The sequence below is a fragment of the Pseudomonas sp. GL-B-12 genome (genome assembly GCF_019955895.1).
Classification (GTDB): Bacteria; Pseudomonadota; Gammaproteobacteria; order Pseudomonadales; family Pseudomonadaceae; genus Aquipseudomonas.
Window position 1 is genome coordinate 86,489 of record NZ_JAHBCX010000066.1, and the last position, 17,944, is coordinate 104,432.

General features: G+C 59.3%; 14 protein-coding genes and 1 pseudogene. 11 read left to right on the plus strand and 4 right to left on the minus strand.

Annotated elements, in window-relative coordinates; genetic code table 11:
* Positions 1–206: 206 nt before the first annotated feature.
* From KGA85_RS27730 to KGA85_RS27745, 4 genes are all read right to left on the minus strand, one after another.
* Positions 207–947: a YciK family oxidoreductase gene (locus KGA85_RS27730; RefSeq protein WP_223456223.1), complete on the minus strand. Its 741-nt coding sequence runs from the start codon at positions 945–947 to the stop codon at positions 207–209.
* A 220-nt stretch (positions 948–1,167) separates the two neighbouring features.
* The gene (mupP, locus tag KGA85_RS27735) at positions 1,168–1,839 is read right to left on the minus strand and encodes an N-acetylmuramic acid 6-phosphate phosphatase MupP (RefSeq protein WP_056727168.1); all 672 of its coding nucleotides are present in this window, start codon (positions 1,837–1,839) and stop codon (positions 1,168–1,170) included.
* A 4-nt stretch (positions 1,840–1,843) separates the two neighbouring features.
* Entirely contained in the window at positions 1,844–2,542 is a 699-nt protein-coding gene (ubiG, locus tag KGA85_RS27740) for a bifunctional 2-polyprenyl-6-hydroxyphenol methylase/3-demethylubiquinol 3-O-methyltransferase UbiG (RefSeq protein WP_223456225.1), read from the minus strand.
* Between the two features lie 58 nt (positions 2,543–2,600).
* Complete coding sequence (locus KGA85_RS27745) at positions 2,601–3,935, minus strand: TRZ/ATZ family hydrolase (RefSeq protein WP_223533256.1); 1,335 nt, start codon at positions 3,933–3,935, stop codon at positions 2,601–2,603.
* Positions 3,936–4,043: 108 nt separating this feature from the next.
* On the opposite strand from KGA85_RS27745, the gene mtnA reads away from it, so the two are divergent.
* The 11 genes and pseudogenes from mtnA (at position 4,044) to KGA85_RS27800 (ending at position 17,938) form a co-directional block, all read left to right on the plus strand.
* Positions 4,044–5,120: an S-methyl-5-thioribose-1-phosphate isomerase gene (gene mtnA / locus KGA85_RS27750; protein ID WP_223456227.1), complete on the plus strand. Its 1,077-nt coding sequence runs from the start codon at positions 4,044–4,046 to the stop codon at positions 5,118–5,120.
* A gap of 364 nt (positions 5,121–5,484) precedes the next feature.
* Positions 5,485–8,139 (plus strand): DNA gyrase subunit A, encoded by a 2,655-nt coding sequence (gene gyrA, locus KGA85_RS27755; protein WP_223456228.1) that lies wholly within the window; start codon positions 5,485–5,487, stop codon positions 8,137–8,139.
* Between the two features lie 231 nt (positions 8,140–8,370).
* A complete protein-coding gene (gene serC, locus KGA85_RS27760; protein WP_223543547.1) occupies positions 8,371–9,456 on the plus strand; it encodes a 3-phosphoserine/phosphohydroxythreonine transaminase in 1,086 nt (361 codons plus the stop codon).
* Positions 9,456–10,550, plus strand: coding sequence for a prephenate dehydratase (gene pheA, locus KGA85_RS27765; RefSeq protein ID WP_007939916.1), 1,095 nt, complete (start codon positions 9,456–9,458; stop codon positions 10,548–10,550). The genes serC and pheA overlap by 1 nt, the downstream gene beginning before the upstream one ends.
* A 13-nt stretch (positions 10,551–10,563) precedes the next feature.
* Complete coding sequence (gene hisC / locus KGA85_RS27770) at positions 10,564–11,676, plus strand: histidinol-phosphate transaminase (RefSeq protein WP_223543548.1); 1,113 nt, start codon at positions 10,564–10,566, stop codon at positions 11,674–11,676.
* A gap of 28 nt (positions 11,677–11,704) precedes the next feature.
* A complete protein-coding gene (locus tag KGA85_RS27775) occupies positions 11,705–13,912 on the plus strand; it encodes a bifunctional prephenate dehydrogenase/3-phosphoshikimate 1-carboxyvinyltransferase (protein ID WP_263287549.1) in 2,208 nt (735 codons plus the stop codon).
* Positions 13,909–14,598, plus strand: coding sequence for a (d)CMP kinase (gene cmk, locus KGA85_RS27780; protein ID WP_007985391.1), 690 nt, complete (start codon positions 13,909–13,911; stop codon positions 14,596–14,598). The genes KGA85_RS27775 and cmk overlap by 4 nt, the downstream gene beginning before the upstream one ends.
* Before the next feature lie 120 nt (positions 14,599–14,718).
* Positions 14,719–16,410 (plus strand): 30S ribosomal protein S1, encoded by a 1,692-nt coding sequence (gene rpsA / locus KGA85_RS27785; protein ID WP_007973639.1) that lies wholly within the window; start codon positions 14,719–14,721, stop codon positions 16,408–16,410.
* Between the two features lie 294 nt (positions 16,411–16,704).
* A pseudogene (gene ihfB, locus KGA85_RS27790) lies at positions 16,705–17,005 on the plus strand (integration host factor subunit beta).
* Positions 16,995–17,327, plus strand: coding sequence for a hypothetical protein (locus tag KGA85_RS27795; protein ID WP_223533254.1), 333 nt, complete (start codon positions 16,995–16,997; stop codon positions 17,325–17,327). Before ihfB ends, KGA85_RS27795 begins: the two are co-directional and overlap by 11 nt.
* Positions 17,328–17,467: 140 nt before the next feature.
* Positions 17,468–17,938 carry an asparagine synthase-related protein gene (locus KGA85_RS27800; RefSeq protein ID WP_411741642.1) on the plus strand — a complete coding sequence of 157 codons (471 nt, stop codon included), beginning with the start codon at positions 17,468–17,470 and terminating at the stop codon, positions 17,936–17,938.
* Positions 17,939–17,944: the final 6 nt, after the last annotated feature.

The following is a 17,944-nucleotide window of genomic DNA, read 5'->3' on the forward strand; positions in this document are numbered from 1 at the left end:
TTGCGTGTCTGAGCAAACTTAGAGCGAAAGTCGTGCCATTCGGTTCATCAGAATAAAAGCTGTGTTAAATCAACGGGTTGTTGTTTATTTGCTACCTGTGTAGCGCAGCGTGTGACGTTTGTTTGACAGGTGCCTGGCTCGAACCCGAGAGCCTTCGAGTGCCGCGACAGGAAGCTGGCGCGGCACTAAAAAGCGACGTGCGGTCGTTACTGGGCGTTGAACGCTTGGCCATTGATACCGGTGCTGTCCGGGCCCATCAAGTAAAGGTAGACCGGCATGATCTCCTCGGGCGTCGGGTTGTTCAGCGGATTTTCACCCGGGTAAGCCTGGGCGCGCATGCTGGTGCGGGTAGCACCCGGGTTGATGCTGTTGGAGCGTACCGGGGCCACGGTATCGACTTCGTCAGCCAGGGTTTGCATCAGGCCTTCAGTGGCGAACTTGGAGACACCGTAAGCGCCCCAGTACGCACGTCCCTTGCGGCCGACGCTGCTGGAAGTGAACACCACCGAGGCATCCTGCGACAGCTTGAGCAGCGGCAGCAGTGTGCTGGTGAGCATGAACATGGCATTGACGTTGACTTGCATGACCCGCATGAAGTTTTCGCCGGAAAGCTGCTCGATCGGCGTGCGTGGGCCGATGATCGAAGCATTGTGCAGCAGGCCGTCGAGATGCCCGAATTCGCTTTCGATCATGGCCGCCAGCTCATCGTATTGATGGGGCAGGGCGGTTTCGAGGTTGAACGGGATCACCGCCGGTTGTGGATGGCCGGCGGCTTCGATTTCGTCGTAGACCTGGGTCAGGTTGGCTTCGGTCTTGCCCAGCAACAGCACGGTTGCGCCGTGGGCCGCGTAGGTTTTTGCCGCTACGGCGCCGATGCCGCGTCCTGCGCCTGTGACCAGAATGACCCGATCCTTGAGCAGTTCGGGGCGAGCGGAGTAATCAAACATATAAACCTCACAACAATCCAATACTAGGCAGGCATCGCATACCTGTGGCGAGGGAGCTTGCTCCCGCTCGGCTGCGAAGCAGTCGTAAATCCTTTAATAACGGTGCCTGAGTCAGCGCATGCAGAGGCAGAGGGGCCGCTTCGCGCTGGAGCGCCAGTCCGGCCCAGCGGGAGCAAGCCCCCTCGCCACAAAAGCAGGTGCCCACGTCAAGCTATCTGGCTCAGCAGCTGCAAAGCGCGCTATCGAGCACCTTGCGCAACTCTAGCGGATGATCGACCACCACGTCCGCACCCCAATGCCGCGGGTTGTCATCCGGGTGGATATAGCCAAAGGTCACCGCAGCAGTCTTGGTGCCGGCATCGCGGCCCGACTCGATGTCGCGCAGGTCATCGCCGACGAACAGCACGCTGGCCGGGTCCAGGTCGAGCATCTTGCAGGCGAGGATCAGCGGTTCCGGGTCCGGTTTGCTGTTCTTCACATGATCCGGGCAGATCAGCAGCGCCGAGCGTTCAGCCAGCCCCAGCTGTTGCATGATCGGCTCGGCGAAGCGCAGCGGCTTGTTGGTGACCACGCCCCAGATCAGGTTGGCCTTCTCGATGTCCGCCAGCAGTTCGCCCATGCCGTCGAACAGCTTGCTGTGGACTGCACAACCGACGAGGTAGCGCTCCAGAAACTCCAGGCGCAGTTCCTCGAACCCCGGGGATTCCGGGTCCATGGCGAAGGTCACCGCGACCATCGCCTTGGCGCCGCCGGAAATCTCGTCGCGAATGTGCTTGTCGTTCATCGGTGGCAAGCCACGGTCGGCACGCATCGCCTGACAGATCGCAATGAAGTCCGGCGCGGTGTCGAGCAGGGTGCCGTCCATGTCGAAAAGAACTGCTCTGATTGGCATCGGCTTACTCCTCGCGCAGGGTCTGGATCATGTAGTTGACGTCCACGTCGGCCGCCAGTTTGTAGTGCTTGGTCAGCGGGTTGTAGGTCAGGCCGATGATGTCCTTGACGGTCAGGCCGGCCAAGCGGCTCCAGGCTCCGAGTTCGGAAGGGCGGATGAATTTCTTGAAGTCGTGGGTGCCGCGCGGCAGCAGCTTCATGATGTATTCGGCGCCGACGATGGCGAACAGGTACGCCTTCGGATTGCGGTTGATGGTGGAGAAGAACACCTGGCCGCCGGGTTTGACCATGCGGAAGCAGGCACGGATGACCGACGACGGGTCCGGCACGTGCTCAAGCATTTCCAGGCAGGTGACCACGTCGAACTGCTCCGGCATTTCCTCGGCCAGGGCTTCGGCGGTGATCTGCCGGTATTCGACGCTCACGCCCGACTCCAGCTGATGCAACTGGGCAACCGCCAGCGGCGCTTCGCCCATGTCGATACCCATCACGGTCGCACCGCGCTGAGCCATGGCTTCGCTGAGGATGCCGCCGCCGCAACCGACGTCGAGGACTTTTTTACCGGCCAGGTTGACCCGCTCGTCAATCCAGTTGACCCGCAGCGGGTTGATGTCGTGCAGCGGTTTGAATTCGCTTTCGCGGTCCCACCAGCGATGGGCCAGGGCCTCGAATTTGGCGATTTCGGCGTAGTCGACGTTGCTCATGGTTTAAGTCCTCTAAAACTTGAAAAATCCTGTTGCCCCGGATTGCGTTCCAGGGTGCTTACGATTCGGTGCGGCCACTGATGCGCTGGCCCCAGGCCCTCGCGACAGTGCCAAGCTGTTGTTCATCCAGGCGTGTCAGGCGACGGTCGTCGAGCAACTGCTTGCCGGCAACCCAAAGGTGTTTCACGCAGTCCCGGCCGGTGGCGTATATAAGCTGCGAAACCGGGTCGTAGACTGGCTGCTGGGCCAGGCCGGAGAGATCGAAAGCCACCATGTCCGCCGCTTTGCCGATTTCCAGCGAGCCGACTTCGGCCTCGATACCCAGTGCCCGGGCACCGTTGAGGGTGGCCATGCGCAAGGCGCGATGGGCATCCAGCGCGGTGGCCGAGCCGGCGACAGCCTTGGCCAGCAGGGCCGCGGTGCGGGTTTCGCCGAGCAGGTCCAGGTCATTGTTGCTTGCCGCGCCATCGGTGCCGACCGCGACATTGACCCCGGCCTCCCACAAACGCTCGACCGGGCAGAACCCGCTGGCCAGCTTCAGGTTTGACTCGGGGCAATGAATCACATTGCTGTTGCTTTCTACCAGCAGCGTCAGGTCTTCTTCGCTGATCTGGGTCATGTGAACCGCCTGGAAGCGTGGCCCCAGCAAGCCCAGGCGCGCCAGTCGGGCGAGCGGTCGTTCACCGCGCTGCTCGACCGATTGCTGCACTTCAAGCGCCGTTTCATGCACGTGCATGTGAATCGATGCGTCCAGCTCTTCGGCAATCACCCTGATTTTTTCCAGGTTTTCGTCGCCCACGGTGTAGGGTGCATGGGGGCCGAAGGTGATTTTGATGCGCTCGTGGTGTTTGAGATCGCCAAACAATTCGACGCCCTGACGAATGGCTTCGTCCGCCGTAGCGGCGCCCGGAATCGGGAAATCGAGGATCGGAATCGCGATCTGCGCGCGAATACCGCTGTTGTGCACGCGCTCGCTGGCAACCTTCGGGAAGAAGTACATGTCAGAGAAACAGGTGATGCCGCCTTTGATTTGCTCGGCGATGGCCAAATCCGTGCCGTCGCGCACGAAGTCCTCGTCGACCCACTTGGCTTCGGCGGGCCAGATGTGGTTTTCCAGCCAGGTCATCAATGGCAGGTCATCGGCCAGGCCACGGAACAGCGTCATCGCCGCGTGCCCGTGTGCATTGATCAGGCCTGGGCTGAGCAGCATGTCGGGCAATTCGCGGGTTTCGGTTGCGTTAAGCTTCAGCGCGGCGGAACGTGGGCCGATAAACACGATGCGTCCATCACGGATGCCCACGCCATGTTCCTTGAGGACAACACCAGCGGGTTCGACGGGTACCAGCCAGGTCGGCAGCAATAACAGGTCGAGCGCAGCGGCAGTGTTCGGCATCGAGGGTCGGTTCCAGTGCTTTTGTAAGGGATGGCGAAGTATACCCGAGCGTCTTCGCGGGGGGATCGCTATAATCGGCGGCTTTTGTTCATGAGTGCGGGGTGAGGGATGCGCGATCGACTGTTGGCTGCGGAAAAGGTAAAGGCCATCGATTGGCGTGATGGCGCTCTCCATCTGCTGGATCAGCGTATTTTGCCGTTCGAGGAAACCTGGATTGCTTACACCAGCGCTGCTGGCGTGGCCGAGGCCATTCGCTCGATGGTGGTGCGTGGCGCGCCGGCCATCGGCATTAGCGCAGCCTATGGCATCGTACTGGCGGCCCGCGCCCGGATTGCCGAAGGTGGCGACTGGTACGCTGCGCTGGAAGAGGATTTCATGCTGTTGGCCGATTCCCGTCCTACCGCGGTCAACCTGTTCTGGGCGCTGGGTCGCATGCACGACCGGCTTGATCGCCTGAAGGACAATGCTGATCCGCTGGCGGTGCTGGAGGCAGAGGCCATCGCCATTCACGAAAGTGATCGCGAAGCCAACCTGACCATGGCCCAACTGGGTGTGGACCTGATCCGCAAGCATCAGGGCAACGCCCAGGCGATCCTGACCCACTGCAACACCGGCGCGCTGGCCACGGGCGGCTTTGGCACGGCGCTGGGAGTGATTCGTGGTGCATTCATCGAGGGTATGATCGAGCAGGTATATGTCGACGAAACCCGCCCATGGCTGCAGGGCTCGCGGCTGACCGCGTGGGAGCTGGCCAATGAAGGCATTCCCGTGACCCTCAATGTCGATTCCGCCGCGGCGCATATCATGAAGACCAAAGGCCCCACCTGGGTCATCGTCGGCGCTGACCGGATCACCGCCAATGGTGACGTGGCCAACAAGATCGGCACCTATCAGCTGGCCGTCAACGCCATGCACCACGGCGTGCGCTTCATGGTGGTGGCGCCGAGTTCGACCATCGACATGAACCTGGCCAGTGGCGATGACATTCCGATTGAAGAGCGTGATGGTCGCGAGTTGCTGGAGGTCGGTGGCAAGCGCGTCGGGGCCGACGTCGATGCCTTTAACCCGGTGTTCGACGTGACGCCGGCGGACCTGATCGATGCGATCGTCACCGAAAAAGGCATCGTCGAACGCCCGGATACGGCGAAAATGGCGCAGTTGATGTGCCGTAAGCGTCTGCATTGATTGCCCTGGTGTCTATTTAATCGCTATCGCGGGCATGCCCGCGAAGAGGCCCTTAAAGCCAACAAATCAGCCCGAATCAGCCACAAATTCTCCATTCAACACAGCTCTAAGCTTCTCTCGTCCCCTTCAAGCCTGTCACCGGTCAACTAACTACTCTCCCATGCGCATCTGGGGGATAGGTGCGTGGCGGCTCTTGTGATAACATCCGGCGGTTTCCAGGGTTGCCCGAAGTGGCGACCCGTACTGCGCAGATCCATGGCATAACTCGTTGATTTGTTGTAAGCCAATGCATGGCACTGAGCCTGCAGCGGCGAGCTTCGTTGGTCCTGACGAAGTTTCACCAGAAAAAGGAATCAGGCTTCTCATGGGCGAACTGGCCAAAGAAATCCTCCCGGTCAATATCGAAGACGAGCTGAAGCAGTCCTACCTCGACTACGCGATGAGCGTAATTGTCGGGCGGGCACTGCCGGATGCGCGCGATGGCTTGAAGCCCGTGCACCGGCGCGTGCTGTTCGCGATGAGCGAGCTGGGCAACGACTTCAACAAGCCGTACAAGAAATCTGCCCGTGTTGTCGGTGACGTGATCGGTAAGTATCACCCGCACGGTGATACCGCGGTGTACGACACCATCGTTCGGATGGCGCAGCCATTCTCCCTGCGCTACCTGCTGGTAGACGGCCAGGGCAACTTCGGTTCGGTGGACGGCGACAACGCCGCGGCCATGCGATACACCGAAGTGCGCATGACCAAGCTGGCGCACGAGCTGCTGGCTGACCTGCATAAAGAAACCGTGGACTGGGTGCCGAACTACGACGGCACCGAAATGATCCCGGCGGTCATGCCGACCCGTATTCCCAACCTGCTGGTCAACGGCTCCAGCGGTATCGCCGTGGGCATGGCGACCAACATTCCGCCGCACAACCTCGGTGAAGTCATCGACGGTTGCCTGGCGCTCATCGACAATCCCGAACTGACCGTCGATGAACTGATGCAATACATCCCCGGTCCGGACTTCCCGACCGCCGCGATCATCAACGGTCGCGCCGGCATCATCGAAGCCTACCGCACCGGTCGCGGGCGCATTTACATGCGCGCCCGCTCGATGATCGAAGACATCGACAAGGTCGGTGGTCGTCAGCAGATCGTCATCACCGAACTCCCATACCAGCTGAACAAGGCGCGTCTGATCGAGAAGATCGCCGAGCTGGTCAAGGAGAAGAAGCTCGAAGGCATCACCGAACTGCGCGACGAGTCCGACAAGGACGGTATGCGCGTCGTGATCGAACTGCGTCGCGGCGAAGTGCCTGAGGTCATCCTCAACAACCTCTACGCCCAGACCCAGCTGCAAGCGGTGTTCGGTATCAACATCGTCGCGCTGATCGACGGCCGTCCGCGGATCCTGAACCTCAAGGACCTGCTGGAAGCCTTCGTCCGTCACCGCCGCGAAGTGGTGACCCGTCGTACCGTGTTCGAACTGCGCAAGGCGCGCGAGCGTGGTCACATCCTTGAAGGTCAAGCGGTTGCCCTGTCGAACATCGACCCGGTCATCGCCCTGATCAAGGCGTCGCCAACGCCGTCGGAAGCCAAGGAAGCGCTGATCAGCACGCCTTGGGAATCCTCGGCCGTGGTGGCGATGGTTGAACGTGCCGGCGCCGATTCGTGCCGTCCGGAAAACCTCGATCCGCAATACGGTCTGCGCGACGGCAAGTACTTCCTGTCGCCAGAACAGGCGCAAGCCATTCTGGAACTGCGTCTGCACCGCCTGACCGGTCTGGAACACGAAAAACTGCTGGCCGAGTATCAAGAGATCCTCAACCAGATCGGCGAGCTGATCCGCATCCTCAACAGCGCCACGCGCCTGATGGAAGTGATCCGCGAAGAGCTGGAAGTGATTCGCGCCGAATACGGCGACGTGCGTCGTACTGAAATCCTCGATGCCCGTCTCGACCTGACCCTGGGTGACATGATCCCGGAAGAAGAGCGCGTCGTGACCATTTCCCACGGTGGCTACGCCAAGACCCAGCCGCTGGCTGCGTACCAGGCCCAGCGTCGTGGCGGCAAAGGCAAGTCGGCCACCGGCGTCAAGGATGAGGACTACATCGCTCACCTGCTGGTTGCCAACAGCCACACCACGCTGCTGCTGTTCTCCAGCAAGGGCAAGGTTTACTGGCTGAAAACCTACGAAATCCCTGAAGCGTCCCGCGCTGCCCGTGGTCGTCCGCTGGTCAACCTGTTGCCGCTGGACGACGGTGAGTACATCACCACCATGCTACCGGTCGAGGAATACACCGAAGGTCACTACATCTTCATGGCCACCGCCAACGGCACCGTGAAGAAGACCCCGCTGGAATCCTTCAGTCGTCAACGCAGCGTCGGCCTGATCGCGCTGGAACTGGACGAAGGCGACGTGCTGATTTCCGCGGCCATCACCGATGGCGAGCGCGAAGTGATGCTGTTCTCCGATGGCGGCAAGGTCACCCGCTTCAAGGAATCCGACGTTCGCGCCATGGGCCGTACCGCCCGCGGTGTGCGCGGCATGCGTCTGCCGGAAGGCCAGAAACTGATTTCCATGCTGATCCCGGAAGAAGGCAGCCAGATCCTCACCGCTTCGGCGCGTGGCTACGGCAAGCGCACGGCGATCACCGAGTTCCCTGAGTACAAGCGTGGCGGTCAGGGCGTTATCGCCATGGTCAGCAACGAGCGTAACGGCCGTCTGGTCGGTGCGGTCCAGGTGCTCGACGGCGAGGAAATCATGCTGATTTCCGACCAGGGCACCCTGGTGCGTACCCGTGTCGACGAAGTGTCCAGCCTGGGTCGTAACACCCAGGGCGTGACCCTGATCAAACTGGCCAACGACGAAACACTGGTCGGGCTGGAGCGGGTTCAGGAGCCGTCGGAAGTCGAGGGTGAAGAGCTGGAAGGTGCAGAGGGTGAGGGGTTTGTCGGTGAAGTCGTGATCGACGACGTTGCCGAAGACCAGCAACTCGACGCCGCCGCTGACGAAGAACCACAGGAATAATCGGGTAAACAGGGGGCGGATGAAAATTCGCCCCCTTGTTGTTTGTCCGTAATGAAATATCGACACCCACGAAGATCCAGTGTGGGAGCGGGCTTGCTCGCGAAGACGGACTGACATCCAATGAAGATGTCGCCAGTCCAACCGCTTTCGCGAGCAAGCCCGCTCCCACATTGTATTGGTGTCGGCTGATGATTTACTGCGTGATACCACCAAATCAGAGCGAGATTGGATGTGAGCAAGAGAGCCTATAACTTCTGTGCCGGTCCTGCGGCGCTTCCCGAAGCTGTCCTGCAGCGCGCCCAGGGTGAACTCCTCGACTGGCACGGCAAGGGTCTGTCGGTCATGGAAATGAGCCATCGCAGCGATGAGTTCGTGTCCATCGCCACCAAGGCCGAGCAGGATCTGCGTGATCTGCTGAATATCCCCTCGAACTATAAAGTGCTGTTTCTGCAAGGTGGCGCCAGCCAGCAATTTGCTCAGATTCCTCTGAACCTGTTGCCGGAAAACGGCTCTGCCGACTATATCGACACCGGTATCTGGTCGCAGAAGGCCATCGAAGAAGCTTCGCGCTACGGCCACGTCAACGTTGCCGGCACCGCCAAGCCTTACGACTACTTCGCCATTCCCGGCCAGAACGAATGGAAGTTGTCTAAAGACGCGGCCTACGTTCACTACGCGCCGAACGAAACCATCGGCGGCCTGGAATTCCAATGGATTCCCGAGACCGGTGATATCCCGCTGGTCGCCGACATGTCCTCGGACATCCTGTCGCGCCCGGTGGATGTTTCGCGTTTCGGCATGATCTACGCCGGCGCTCAGAAAAACATCGGCCCGAGCGGTATCGTCGTCAACATCGTTCGCGAAGACCTGCTGGGTCATGCGCGCTCCATTTGCCCGACCATGCTCAACTACAAGGTCGCGGCCGATAACGGTTCGATGTACAACACCCCGCCGACCCTGGCCTGGTACTTGTCCGGCCTGGTGTTCGAGTGGCTCAAGGAGCAGGGCGGCGTCGAGGCCATCGGCAAACTCAACGAAGTCAAGCAGCGCACGCTGTACGGCTTCATCGATGCCAGCGGCCTGTACAGCAACCCGATCAACAAGTCGGACCGCTCGTGGATGAACGTGCCGTTCCGCCTGGCTGATGATCGTCTGGACAAGCCGTTCCTGGCCGGTGCCGACGAGCGTGGCCTGTTGAACCTCAAGGGGCACCGTTCCGTGGGCGGCATGCGCGCCTCCATCTATAACGCCGTCGACATCAACGCCGTCAACGCGCTGATTTCGTACATGGCAGAGTTCGAGAAGGAACACGGCTAATGTCTGAGCAAGAACTCAAGGCACTGCGCCTGCGCATTGATGCCCTGGACGAAAAGGTCCTGGAGCTGATCAGTGAGCGTGCGCGCTGCGCCCAGGAAGTCGCGCGGGTAAAGATGGCCTCGCTGGCCGAAGGCGAAGTGCCGGTGTTCTATCGTCCTGAGCGCGAAGCTCAGGTGCTCAAGCGTGTCATGGAGCGCAACCAGGGGCCGCTGGGCAACGAAGAGATGGCGCGGTTGTTCCGCGAAATCATGTCTTCGTGTCTGGCGCTCGAGCAGCCGCTGAAAGTGGCTTACCTCGGCCCTGAAGGCACCTTCACTCAAGCGGCGGCCATGAAGCACTTCGGCCACGCAGTGATCAGCAAGCCGATGGCGGCGATCGACGAAGTGTTCCGTGAAGTGGCAGCCGGTGCGGTGAATTTTGGCGTGGTGCCGGTGGAGAACTCCACCGAAGGCGCGGTCAACCACACCCTCGACAGCTTTCTCGAACATGACATGGTGATCTGCGGCGAAGTCGAGCTGCGTATCCACCATCACCTGCTGGTCGGTGAAAACACCAAGACCGACAGCATCAGCCGTATCTACTCCCACGCCCAGTCACTGGCCCAGTGCCGCAAGTGGCTGGACGCCCACTACCCGAATGTCGAGCGCGTGGCGGTGTCGAGCAACGCCGAAGCGGCCAAGCGGGTCAAGGGTGAGTGGAACTCGGCGGCGATTGCCGGCGACATGGCGGCCGGCCTGTACGGGCTGACCCGATTGGCCGAGAAAATCGAGGATCGCCCGGACAACTCCACGCGCTTCCTGATGATCGGCAATCAGGAAGTGCCGCCGACCGGCGACGACAAGACGTCGATCATCGTCTCTATGAGCAACAAGCCGGGCGCGCTGCATGAGTTGCTGGTGCCGTTCCACGACAACGGCATCGACCTGACGCGTATCGAGACCCGTCCGTCGCGCAGCGGTAAATGGACCTACGTGTTCTTCATCGATTTCGTCGGCCATCATCGCGACCCGCTGGTCAAAGGTGTGCTGGAAAAGATCAGTCAGGAAGCAGTGGCACTCAAGGTGCTGGGTTCCTACCCGAAAGCAGTTCTCTAAGGGGCGGTAGCAAATGAGTGGCAATTTCCTCGCTCTGGCACAGCCGGGCGTGCAACAACTTTCGCCTTACGTTCCGGGCAAACCCGTGGACGAACTGGCTCGTGAGCTGAATCTCGATCCAGCCAGCATCGTCAAGTTGGCGAGCAACGAAAACCCGTTGGGCGCCGGCCCCAAGGCGCTGGCGGCCATCCGCGACGCGCTGGCCGAGTTGACCCGCTATCCGGACGGCAACGGTTTTGCGCTCAAGACCCTGCTGGCCGAACAATGCCGTGTCGAACTGAATCAAGTGACGCTGGGCAATGGCTCCAACGACATTCTTGAGCTGGTGGCGCGCGCCTATCTGGCGCCGGGCCTGAATGCCGTGTTCAGCGAGCATGCGTTCGCAGTCTACCCGATTGCCACTCAGGCAGTCGGCGCAGAGGCCAAGGTGGTTCCGGCCAAGGATTGGGGGCATGACCTGCCTGCCATGCTGGCGGCGATCGACGCCAACACCCGCGTGGTGTTCATCGCCAATCCGAACAATCCGACCGGGACCTGGTTCGACGCTGAGGCGCTGGACGAATTCCTGCAGGATGTTCCGGAGCATGTGCTGGTCGTACTGGACGAGGCTTACATCGAATACGCCGAAGGCAGCGATCTGCCGGACGGCCTGGACTTCCTGGCGGCTTATCCGAACCTGCTGGTTTCCCGTACCTTCTCCAAGGCCTATGGCCTGGCGGCACTGCGCGTGGGTTATGGCTTGTCCACGGCGGTAGTCGCAGACGTGCTGAACCGTGTACGTCAGCCGTTCAACGTCAACAGCCTGGCCCTGGCGGCAGCCTGTGCGGCGTTGAAGGACGAAGAGTATCTGGCGCAAAGCCGTCAGTTGAACGAGTCCGGCATGCAGCAACTGGAAGCCGGTTTCCGTGAGCTGGGGCTGAGCTGGATTGCGTCCAAAGGCAATTTCATCTGCGTCGATCTCGGTCAGGTCGCGGCCCCAGTGTTCCAGGGCTTGCTTCGTGAAGGCGTGATCGTGCGTCCGGTGGCCAACTATGGCATGCCGAACCACCTGCGCATCACCATTGGCCTGCCGGCAGAGAACAGCCGCTTCCTTGAGGCGCTGACCAAGGTTCTGGCTCGTGGTTGATGTTACTGCGCTGCAATCTGCTGAACCTATGATCGGTCGCCTGGTGGTGGTCGGTCTCGGGTTGATCGGCGGTTCGTTTGCCAAGGGTTTGCGTGAACGCGGTCTGTGCCGCGAAGTGGTCGGGGTCGATCTCGATCCACAATCGCGCAAGCTCGCGGTCGAGTTGGGTGTGGTGGATCGCTGCGAGGAAGATCTGGGCGTTGCTTGTCAGGGCGCCGACGTCATCCAGTTGGCAGTGCCGATCCTGGCCATGGAGAAAGTGCTCGCGCGTCTGGCGGGCATGGATTTGGGGCAGGCGATCCTGACCGATGTCGGCAGTGCTAAGGGCAATGTGGTGCGTGCAGCCACCGAAGCATTTGGCAAGATGCCGTCATGCTTCGTGCCCGGGCACCCAATTGCCGGTTCGGAGCAGAGTGGGGTGGAAGCTTCAAACGCCGAGCTGTTCCGTCGCCATAAAGTGATCCTGACGCCGCTGGAGCAGACCGATCCGGCAGCCCTGGCAGTCGTCGATCGTTTGTGGCGCGAATTGGGCGCCGATGTCGAGCACATGCAGGTCGAGCGTCACGACGAAGTACTGGCTGCGACCAGCCATCTGCCGCACTTGCTGGCGTTCGGTCTGGTCGATTCGTTGGCCAAGCGCAATGAAAATCTTGAGATCTTCCGTTACGCTGCGGGCGGTTTCCGCGATTTCACGAGAATCGCCGGAAGCGACCCGGTCATGTGGCACGACATCTTCCTCGCCAACCGCGAAGCTGTCCTGCGCACACTCGATACATTTCGCAGCGATCTCGACGCCTTGCGCGACGCGGTCGATGCAGGGGATGGGCACCAATTGTTGGGCGTTTTCACTCGCGCCCGGGTTGCCCGCGAGCATTTCAGTAAAATCCTGGCCCGCAGGGCCTATGTGGACGCTATGAATTCCAACGATCTGATTTTCCTGGCTCAACCTGGTGGCCGCCTGTCCGGTCGGATTCGCGTACCGGGTGACAAATCGATTTCCCACCGTTCGATCATGCTTGGCTCCCTGGCCGAAGGCGTCACCGAAGTCGAAGGCTTCCTCGAGGGCGAAGATGCCCTGGCGACCTTGCAGGCTTTCCGTGACATGGGCGTGGTCATCGAAGGTCCACACCATGGTCGCGTGACCATTCACGGCGTCGGCCTGCATGGCCTGAAGCCGGCACCGGGTCCGATCTACCTGGGCAACTCCGGTACTTCGATGCGTCTGCTGTCCGGCCTGTTGGCTGCGCAGAACTTCGACAGCACCCTGACCGGCGACGCTTCGCTGTCCAAGCGCCCGATGAATCGCGTGGCCAATCCGCTACGTGAAATGGGCGCGGTGATCGAAACCGCCGCTGAAGGTCGTCCGCCGATGATCATTCGTGGTGGCAACAAGCTCAAGGGCCTGACCTACACCATGCCGATGGCCAGTGCCCAGGTTAAGTCCTGCCTGCTGCTTGCCGGCCTCTATGCCGAAGGCAGGACCACGGTTACCGAGCCTGCTCCGACCCGCGACCATACCGAGCGCATGCTCCGTGGCTTCGGCTACCCGGTAACGGTCAACGGTGCGACCGCATCGGTCGAGTCCGGCAATAAACTGACCGCGACCCACATCGAAGTACCGGGCGATATTTCGTCTTCGGCGTTCTTTCTGGTGGCGGCATCGATCGCCGAAGGTTCGGAGCTGGTGCTGGAGCACGTCGGCATCAACCCGACCCGTACCGGCGTGATCGACATCCTGCGCCTGATGGGCGCCGACATCACCCTGGAAAACCAGCGTGAAGTGGGTGGCGAACCGGTGGCTGACTTGCGCGTACGTGCAGCTAAACTCAAAGGTATCGAGATTCCCGAGGCGCTGGTCCCGCTGGCGATCGACGAGTTCCCGGTGTTGTTCGTCGCCGCGGCCTGTGCCGAAGGGCGCACCGTGTTGCGTGGCGCCGAAGAGCTGCGGGTCAAGGAGTCGGATCGCATCCAGGTCATGGCGGATGGTTTGCTGGCGCTGGGCGTCAAGTGCGAGCCAACCCCGGATGGCATCATCATCGACGGCGGCCAGATCGGCGGCGGTGAAGTGCACGGTCATGGTGATCACCGTATTGCCATGGCGTTCAGCGTTGCTTCGCTGCGCGCCAGTGCGCCGATCCGCATTCATGATTGCGCCAACGTCGCGACGTCGTTCCCGAATTTCCTGGCGCTGTGCGCACAGGTCGGTATTCGCGTGGCACAAGAGGCACAGTCGTGATCAACATTGCACCGGTCATCACTATTGATGGGCCAAGTGGTTCGGGCAAGGGTACGGTAGCCGGGATTCTGGCCAAGCGCCTGGGCTGGAACCTGCTGGATTCCGGTGCGTTGTACCGATTGCTGGCCTTCGCCGCGCATAACCACGGTGTCGACCTGACCAATGAAGAGCTGCTGAAGAAACTCGCCGCTCATCTGGATGTGCAGTTCATCGCGGCGACGGACGGTCAGTTGCAACGCATCATTCTGGAAGGTGATGAAGTCAGCGATGTCATTCGCACCGAAAGCGTCGGTTCCGGCGCTTCCCAGGTGGCTGCGTTGCCCGCTGTACGCGAGGCGCTGCTGCAGCGCCAGCGAGCCTTTCAGGAGGCGCCGGGCCTTGTGGCGGATGGTCGCGACATGGGCACAGTGGTTTTTCCTGACGCGCCGCTGAAGATTTTTCTGACCGCCAGTGCCGAGGAACGGGCGCGCCGTCGATATTTGCAGTTGAAGGGCAAGGTCGAGGGTGTTAGTCTGTCGAGTCTGCTAGATGAGATACGTGCGCGCGATGAGCGTGACACCCAGCGAGCGGTAGCCCCGCTCAAACCGGCGGCTGACGCCATACAGCTGGATTCCACGGAATTATCCATCGACCAGGTGCTGGAACGCATCATGAGCGAGATCGCCATTCGCGATATCGCCGGGTGACCAAGAAGGCCGCAGGGGACCAGTCATAGTCCTGCGGTGGCTTCTTTTAAATGAAACTAACCCACACCGTCTGGGGTGTGGAGATGGGCGTATTCTTCGCCCTCATCAACAGGAATTAAAATGAGCGAAAGCTTTGCGGAACTCTTTGAAGAAAGCCTAAAAACCCTGAACCTTCAGGCAGGCTCCATCATCACCGGTGTTATCGTTGATATCGATTACCAGGCTCGCTGGGTAACCGTTCACGCTGGCCTGAAGTCTGAAGCACTCATCCCGCTTGAGCAGTTCTACAACGACGCTGGCGAACTGAACATCAACGTCGGTGACGAAGTTCACGTTGCTCTGGACTCGGTTGAAGACGGCTTTGGTGAAACCAAGCTGTCCCGTGAAAAAGCCAAGCGCGCTGAATGCTGGATTGTTCTGGAAGCAGCCTTCGCAGCCGAAGAAGTGGTCAAGGGCGTTATCAACGGTAAGGTTAAAGGCGGCTTCACTGTCGACGTTAACGGCATCCGTGCGTTCCTGCCAGGTTCTCTGGTTGACGTCCGTCCAGTGCGCGACACCACGCACCTGGAAGGCAAAGAGCTGGAATTCAAGGTCATCAAGCTGGACCAGAAGCGCAACAACGTTGTCGTTTCCCGTCGCAGCGTCCTGGAAGCCGAGAACTCCGCCGAGCGCGAAGCTCTGCTGGAATCCCTGCAGGAAGGCCAACAAGTCAAAGGTATCGTCAAGAACCTCACCGATTACGGCGCATTCGTCGATCTGGGTGGCGTCGATGGCCTGCTGCACATTACCGACATGGCTTGGAAGCGTATCAAGCATCCTTCCGAAATCGTCAACGTTGGCGACGAGATCGATGTCAAGGTTCTGAAGTACGATCGCGAGCGCAATCGTGTTTCCCTGGGCCTGAAGCAGCTGGGCGAAGATCCATGGGTTGCTATCAAAGCCCGTTACCCAGAAAGCACTCGCGTTACCGCGCGTGTAACCAACCTGACCGACTACGGCTGCTTCGCTGAGCTGGAAGAAGGCGTTGAAGGTCTGGTACACGTTTCCGAAATGGACTGGACCAACAAGAACATCCACCCTTCGAAAGTCGTACAAGTCGGCGACGAAGTGGAAGTTATGGTTCTGGACATCGACGAAGAGCGTCGTCGTATCTCCCTGGGCATCAAGCAGTGCAAATCTAACCCATGGGAAGATTTCTCTGGCCAGTTCAACAAGGGCGATAAAATCTCCGGCACCATCAAGTCGATCACCGATTTCGGTATCTTCATTGGTCTGGACGGCGGTATCGATGGTCTGGTTCACCTGTCCGACATCTCCTGGAACGAAGTGGGCGAAGAAGCCGTTCGCCGCTTCAAGAAGGGCGACGAGCTGGACACCGTTATCCTGTCGGTTGACCCAGAGCGCGAGCGCATCTCCCTGGGTATCAAGCAACTGGAAAGCGATCCGTTCTCCGAGTACGTTCAAGAGAACGACAAAGGCGCCATCGTTAAAGGCATCGTGAAGGAAGTTGACGCTAAAGGCGCCATCATCACTCTGGCCGACGATATCGAAGCGACTCTGAAAGCCTCCGAAATCAGCCGTGACCGCGTTGAAGACGCGCGCAACGTTCTGAAAGAAGGCGAAGAAGTAGAAGCCAAGATCATCAGCGTTGACCGCAAGAGCCGTGTAATTCAGCTCTCGATCAAGTCGAAAGACGTTGAAGACGAGAAAGAAGCAATCCAGAGCCTGCGCGACAAGCCAGTAGCTACTGATGCTCCTGTGGCCACCACTCTGGGTGACCTGCTGCGTGCACAAATGGAAAAGCAGAACTAAGTTCTGACTTTCTGTAAAAAAGGGCGACTTCGGTCGCCCTTTTTTGTGCCTGGATTTTACCTGGGCTGAACAGAATATTGGCCTGCCGGGGTTTGTTGATGAAACCCTGGGCTCCTCAGGTTGTCTCTTTCTTAGTCGGATCAGTCGTTTATTTGCAGCTAGCCTTATGCCTGAAAGTAAGTGATGGTCAGGCGAGATACCTGGCAGGAGGACGATGCGATAACTGCAGCACTGTTCAAAATCTCCGGGTGTGCTGAAGCGCTGATCTGGTTGCTTGAAAAAGAAGGGGGGGCTATGACTAAGTCGGAGTTGATCGAGCGAATTGTCACCCGTCAGGGGCTGCTCTCATCCAGGGATGTGGAGCAGGCCATCAAGACCTTGCTTGAACAAATGTCCCAATGCCTGGCCACCGGCGATCGTATCGAGATCCGTGGGTTTGGCAGTTTCTCTCTGCGCTATCGCTCCCCGCGGGTGGGGCGCAATTCGAAAACCGGTCGGTCTCAGTCTCGACGGCAAGTTCGTTCCGCATTTCAAGCCGGGTAAGGAATTGCGTGATCGGGTGAATGAGGATGAGGAGGGTTGCAGTGACGATTAGTTGGCGAGACAGCAGTCGCTTCAAGCGATTCGTGATCACAGGGTTTGTGTTGTTTGTATCAATTCCATGCCTGCTCTTCGTACTGGAAAACCAGCAGTTTGTTGTCATCTCCTTTTTAGGTTTTTCTTCACCACAGCTTCAGTTGTCGATTTTTGGCGTTGTTTCATTCTTGGTCGGAATGATTGTGGGGGGGGGCGGTGTTGTGTCTGCTTATGCCTTGAGGGTCAGAAGCAGGGGCGGTAAGTTGAACATTGATTTTATTGGAATTTGTTTCTGGTGTTCGGCAGAGGCAATGATGCGGTATCCTGCGCGCGTTCGTTGAGACGGGAATTCATTGCTGTTTGCGCTTTAGTTGTTAAGGTTTTCTGGCGTAAATGTAGTCGCAATGACAGCCTACAGACTACAGACAATGTGGTACTGGGTATTGACGGTCAAGATCAGGGCGACGTCTCTTGGGAGTCGATGGACGATTACACCGAAGAAATTCGCAGATGGGATGTTTCTCAGTACTTGCCGGATGATCTGCTGGTAAAAGTCGAGCGTGGTGCCATGAGCGCGAGCCTCGAAACCCGGGCACCCTTGCTCGATCATCGAGTCGCGGAACTGGCGTTTTTTTTGTCTTCAGAGCAGTTGATCAAAAATGGCGTCGGGAAATGGCCGCTTCGCGAACTGCTTAAGAGATATGTACCTACCTCGTTCCTCGATAGACCAAAGGTGGGCTTCTCTATTCCGCTGGCGCAATGGTTGCGTGGACTACTGAGAGAGTGGACAGAGAACTTGCTGGCTGAGGAGCGAATCAGGAGAGAGGGTTATTTCGATTGTCAGAAAATTCGCTCGGCGTGGCTCCAGCATCAAAACGGAACGTACGATCGTAGTCTTCATTTGTGGAATATTCTGATGTTCCAATCCTGGCTTGATAAAAATAGTCGCTAATTCAGA